Annotated in this window: 5 protein-coding genes; 4 read left to right on the top strand and 1 reads right to left on the bottom strand. The window is 73.1% G+C overall.

Features of this window, described 5'->3' with window-relative positions; all coding sequences use genetic code 11:
• The first annotated feature begins 64 nt into the window (after positions 1–64).
• The 3 genes from ACOV8S_RS06245 (at position 65) to ACOV8S_RS06235 (ending at position 3,703) form a co-directional block, all read left to right on the top strand.
• Positions 65–1,891, top strand: coding sequence for an AMP-dependent synthetase/ligase (locus ACOV8S_RS06245; protein ID WP_448316545.1), 1,827 nt, complete (start codon positions 65–67; stop codon positions 1,889–1,891).
• A 115-nt stretch (positions 1,892–2,006) separates the two neighbouring features.
• The gene (locus ACOV8S_RS06240; RefSeq protein WP_448316543.1) at positions 2,007–2,843 is read left to right on the top strand and encodes an aldo/keto reductase; all 837 of its coding nucleotides are present in this window, start codon (positions 2,007–2,009) and stop codon (positions 2,841–2,843) included.
• A 110-nt stretch (positions 2,844–2,953) separates the two neighbouring features.
• Positions 2,954–3,703, top strand: coding sequence for a glycoside hydrolase family 75 protein (locus ACOV8S_RS06235; protein WP_448316542.1), 750 nt, complete (start codon positions 2,954–2,956; stop codon positions 3,701–3,703).
• Between the two features lie 18 nt (positions 3,704–3,721).
• Here the strand turns inward: ACOV8S_RS06235 and ACOV8S_RS06230 are convergent, their stop codons facing one another.
• The gene (locus ACOV8S_RS06230) at positions 3,722–4,027 is read right to left on the bottom strand and encodes a 4a-hydroxytetrahydrobiopterin dehydratase (protein WP_448316541.1); all 306 of its coding nucleotides are present in this window, start codon (positions 4,025–4,027) and stop codon (positions 3,722–3,724) included.
• Positions 4,028–4,251: 224 nt separating this feature from the next.
• Here ACOV8S_RS06230 and ACOV8S_RS06225 point away from each other — a divergent pair, with 224 nt between their 5' ends.
• A complete protein-coding gene (locus ACOV8S_RS06225; RefSeq protein WP_448316540.1) occupies positions 4,252–5,118 on the top strand; it encodes a helix-turn-helix domain-containing protein in 867 nt (288 codons plus the stop codon).
• Positions 5,119–5,165 lie beyond the last annotated feature (47 nt).

The raw sequence follows: 5,165 nt of genomic DNA, 5'->3' as shown, positions 1-5,165 counted from the left end.
GGGGGGATCGGTTCACGGCGCGTGACCAGAGCGCGTGACCAGGGCACGGAAGCGGGGATCGGCCTTGCGTGAGTACTACAACCCGCCGTTGGCGGGGACACCGCCCGTCGGCGGCCTGGCCGACACCGTGTTCCGGCGTGCCCAGGCGGAGCCGGACCGCGTGGTGGTCACCCGCAAGAACCGCTCCGGCGACTGGCAGGACGTCACCGCCGCCGAGTTCCGCGACCAGGTGCTGGCCCTCGCCAAGGGCCTGATGGCCGAGGGCGTCCGGTTCGGCGACCGGGTGGCCGTGATGTCCCGCACCCGCTACGAGTGGACGCTCTTCGACTTCGCGCTGTGGACGGTCGGCGCCCAGGTGGTGCCGGTCTACCCGACCTCCTCGGCCGAGCAGGTGGCCTGGATGTTCCAGGACGCCGAGGTCACCGCGGCCGTCGTGGAGCACGAGGACCACGCGATGACGGTGGCCACCGTCATCGACCGCGCGCCGAGCCTGCGGCGGCTGTGGCAGATGGACGCGGGCGCGGTGGCGGAGCTCTCCGCGGCGGGCGCCCACCTGGACGACGAGGTGGCCCACCGGCACCGCAACGCGGTCACCCCGGAGACCGTGGCGACGGTCATCTACACCTCGGGCACCACCGGCCGCCCCAAGGGCTGCGTCCTCACCCACGGCAACTTCATGGCCGAGGCGGACACCATGGTGGGCCGCTGGGAGCCGGTCTTCCACTCCCGCCCGGGCGACGAGGCCTCCACCCTCCTCTTCCTCCCGCTGGCCCACGTGTTCGGCCGGATGGTGGAGGTGGCGAGCATCCGCCACGGGGTACGGCTCGGGCACCAGCCCGAGTTGAACGCCGCGGTGCTGATGGCGGACTTCGCCTCCTTCCGGCCCTCCTTCGTGCTGGCCGTGCCGTACATCTTCGAGAAGATCTTCCAGGCCGCGCGCCGCAAGGCGGAGCGTTTCGGGAAGGGCGCCGCCTTCGACAAGGCCGCCGACGTGGCCGTGCGGTATGCGGAGGCGATGGAGGAGAGGGACTGGGGGCAGGGCCCGGGCCCGTCGGCCGCGCTGCGGATGCAGCACCAGTTCTTCGACAAGCTGGTCTACGGCAAGGTGCGCCAGGCGCTCGGCGGCCGGGTGCGGCACGCCATGACGGGCGGCTCCGGGATGGACCGCCGGCTGTCCCTGTTCTTCGCCGGGGCGGGGGTGCGCATCTTCGAGGGGTACGGCCTCACCGAGACCACCGCCGCGGCCACCGCCAACCCGCCCGACCGCGTCCGCTCCGGCACGGTGGGCCCCCCGATCCCCGGCGTCACCGTGCACATCGCGGACGACGGCGAGATCTGGCTGGCCGGTGACATCCTCTTCCAGGGCTACCTCAACGACCCCCGCGCCACCGAGGAGGTGCTGCGCGGCGGCTGGCTGGCCACCGGCGACATCGGCCGGCTGGACGAGGACGGCTACCTGCAGATCACGGGCCGCAAGAAGGAGATCCTGGTGACCTCCGGCGGCAAGAGCGTCTCCCCGGTGATGCTGGAGGAGCGGGTCCGCGACCACCCGCTGGTCGCACAGTGCCTGGTGGTGGGCGACGACCGTCCCTACATCGCCGCGCTGGTCACCCTCGACCAGGAGGCCGTCGAACACTGGCTCCAGATGCGCGACAAGCCCGCCCTGGCCGCTTCCGAACTGGTGCGCGACCCCGCTCTGGAGATGGAGGTGCGGCGCGCCGTGCAGGCCGCCAACAGCCTGGTCTCGCAGGCCGAGTCGATCCGCACCTTCCGCATCCTCGCCCAGCCCTTCACCGAGGAGCAGGGGCTGCTGACGCCCTCCCTGAAACTCAAGCGCAAGGCCATCGAGAAGGCGTACCAGGCCGAGGTGGAGGCCCTCTACCGGAGTTGACGGGCCGACGGCCGCGGGTCCCTCGCGGGACCCGTCCGCCGCCCCCGGAATGCGGCACGCCCGCCGATCGTTGAGGATGGGATGCATTGTCCGTCCAACGAAGGATCGAGAGCGCGTGAGCAGCAAGGTCCCCCCGGTCGTCCTGAACAACGGTGTGGAGATGCCCCAGCTGGGCTTCGGGGTCTGGCAGATCCCGGACGACGAGGCGGAGCGCGCGGTGGCCACCGCCCTCGAGGCCGGCTACCGCAGCATCGACACGGCGGCCGCCTACGGCAACGAGCGGGGCACGGGCAGGGCCGTGGCCGCCTCCGGCCTGCCCCGTGAGGAAGTCTTCGTCACCACCAAGCTCTGGAACAGCGACCAGGGTTACGACTCCACCCTGCGCGCCTTCGACGCCTCGCTGAAGAAGCTCGGCCTGGAGTACGTGGACCTGTACCTGATCCACTGGCCGCTGCCGAAGCGGGGCACCTACGTGGAGACGTACAAGGCGTTCGAGAAGCTGCACGCCGAGGGCCTGATCCGCGCGATCGGGGTCTCCAACTTCCTCCCCGAGCACCTGCGGACGCTGACGGAGGCCACCTCGGTGGTCCCGGCGGTCAACCAGATCGAACTCCACCCCCGCCTCCAGCAGTCCGAGGCGCGCGCGTTCCACGCCGGGCTCGGCATCGCCACGGAGGCCTGGTCGCCGCTGGGCGCCGGCAAGGGCCTCCTGGAGGTGCCGGCGATCGCCGCGATCGCCCGCAAGCACGGCCGCACCCCCGCCCAGGTGGTGCTGCGCTGGCACCTGCAGACGGGCAACATCGTGATCCCGAAGTCGGCCACGCCGTCGCGGATCAAGGAGAACTTCGAGGTCTTCGACTTCTCCCTGGACGAGGAGGACCTGGCCGCGGTCAGGGCCCTGGACGAGGGCCGGCGCACCGGCGCGGACCCCGCCACCTTCGACATGGTCTGACGGCGCGCGCCGCCCGGGGCCGCGCTCCGGCCCCGGGACGGCCGCCCGACTGCTCCTCCCGCTGACCCGAGCGGCCCGCAAGGGGCCCGGAGAAAGAGGGTTCCGCAGCAGTGCGTATCAGCAGCCCGACCCGTACGGCGTTCCTCGGCGTGGCCCTCCTGTCCGCCGCGCTCCTCCCGGCCGGCGTCGCCGGCGCGGCCTACGACTCCCGGGCCGCGGCGCCCGGCGCCCGGCCCGGGGCGCCGCCCGCCGACGGCCGCACGGTGCGGGTCGTCGACCTCCCGGTGACCGCGTGGACGGTGCGGGACAAGCTGAGGTCCTGTCACCGCGTCTCGCGCGGCACGTACCGCACCGACGAGGGCCGCGGACCCGAGGTGCCGGTCTGCGCCCAGGGCGAGGTGGTCCACTGGACCGCCGACCTCGACGTCGACTGCGACGGGCTGCGCACCAAGCTCTGCAACGAGCAAACCGACCCCTGGTTCCGGCCCGACACCGCCTTCCACCAGGCCGACGGGATGCCGCTGCGCGCCGACCGGCTGCCGTACGTGGTGGTGCCGGGACCCGGCAAGGCGTGGGACCACGCCGCGGCGGGGGTGGACGCCGGGGACCCGGTGGTGCTGCTGCACGGGGACCGGATCGCCTACGCGGTGGTCGGGGACATCGGCCCCACCGGCATCATCGGCGAGGCGTCCTACGCCGCAGCGAAGGCGCTGGGCCTCGACCCCCACCCGGTGGGCGGCGGTGCGCAGGCCGGGGTGACCTACCTGGTCTTCAAGGACGCCGAGGTCCGGCCGCTGGAGAGCCCCCGGGCGGCGGTCGAGGAGGGCCGCCGCCTGCTCGGCTCCTTCGTGAACCCCTAGGAGCGCCGGGCCCGGCGGTCAGTGCGCGTCGTGACGGGCGGCCAGTTCCTCGATCCGGCCGGCCAGCTCGACGTCCAGCGCGGTGATCCGCCCGCCCACGCTGTGCGTGTTCACCGACACGTCCACCGTGTCGTAGCCGAGGGTCAGGTCGGAGTGGTGGTCCAGCTCCTCCTGGACCCGGGCGACGTCCGCGACCAGCGCGGCGGCCGCCTTGTGCGAGGCGAGACGGTAGGAGCGCACCAGGTGGTCGTCCACCGCCCGCCACGCCGGCAGCACGGACAGCCGGTCCTCGATCTCGCGCTCCGTCAGCGGTTGCACTGCCATGGCCCGTTCTCCTCCCACCGGTGACCACCGGAAACCACCGGAGACCACCGGTGATCCGTCCCGGCCAGCCTGCCACAGGCCTGCCGCCCCGGGACGGACCCGCGGGCCGTGGCCCCGCACGACCCGCGAGCCGTGGCCACGAAATGACCGGAACCATGTGCATCACGGGGCGGCGTGGCAGACTGCCCCCCGCAGCGAAGGCGTGAAGGTCTGGGGAGGACGGCGTGAGCGAGCGACGCACCGCGCCCACCGTCGGTCAGGTGGTGCTCGGCAAACGGCTCCAGGAACTCCGTGAGACGGCCGGGCTCAAGCGCGAGGAGGCCGCCCGGATCCTGCACGTCGCGCCCGCGACGGTGCGGCGCATGGAGACGGCCGAGGTCGCGCTGAAGATCCCGTACGTGCAGATGCTGCTCTCCGCCTACGGGGTCCCCGACCAGGAGGCGGCGGAGTTCGTGGCGCTCGCCGAGGACGCCAACCGGCCGGGCTGGTGGCAGCGGTTCCACGACGTGCTGCCCGACTGGTTCTCGCTGTACGTCAGCCTGGAGGGCGCGGCGAAGATGCTGCGTTCCTACGAGCCCCACTTCGTGCCCGGGCTGCTGCAGACCGAGGACTACGCCCGCGCGGTGCTGCGGGCGGGGGCGACCGGCGCGGACGCCGAGGCCATCGTCGAGCGGCACGTGGCGCTGCGGATGACCCGGCAGCGGCTGCTGGAGCGGGAGACCCCGCCCAAACTGTGGGTGATCATGGAGGAGACGGTGCTGCGCCGTCCGGTCGGCGCCGACCCCCGGGTGATGCGCGAGCAGATCGACCGGCTGCTCGAGGCCACGGGGCAGGCGCACGTCACGCTGCAGGTCGCCGAGTTCGCGGCCGGACCGCACCCGGGGGCCTACGCGCCGTTCTCCCTGTTCCGCTTCGCGGAGCCGGAGCTGCCCGACATGGTCTTCACCGAGTACCTCACCGGCGCCCTCTACCTCGACTCCCGTCACGAGGTCGCCGCCCACCTGGAGGCCCTGGACCACATGACGGCCCGCGCCACCTCCACCGAACGCACCCGCGCCCTGCTGCGCGCGTACCGGGAGCGGTACGCGTGAACGGACGGCCCCCGGGGCGGCGCGGCGGGGGAGCTTCCCCGCCGCGC

The organism is Streptomyces sp. CO7, from assembly GCF_053474865.1.
Note: the sequence above shows the minus strand (reverse complement) of the source record. Positions and strands in the feature narration are given on the sequence as shown.

Coding starts and splice junctions, on each gene's coding strand:
- ACOV8S_RS06230 (WP_448316541.1), bottom strand. CDS start 4,027: ATGGCAGTGCAACCGCTGACGGAGCGCGAGATCGAGGACCGGCTGTCC.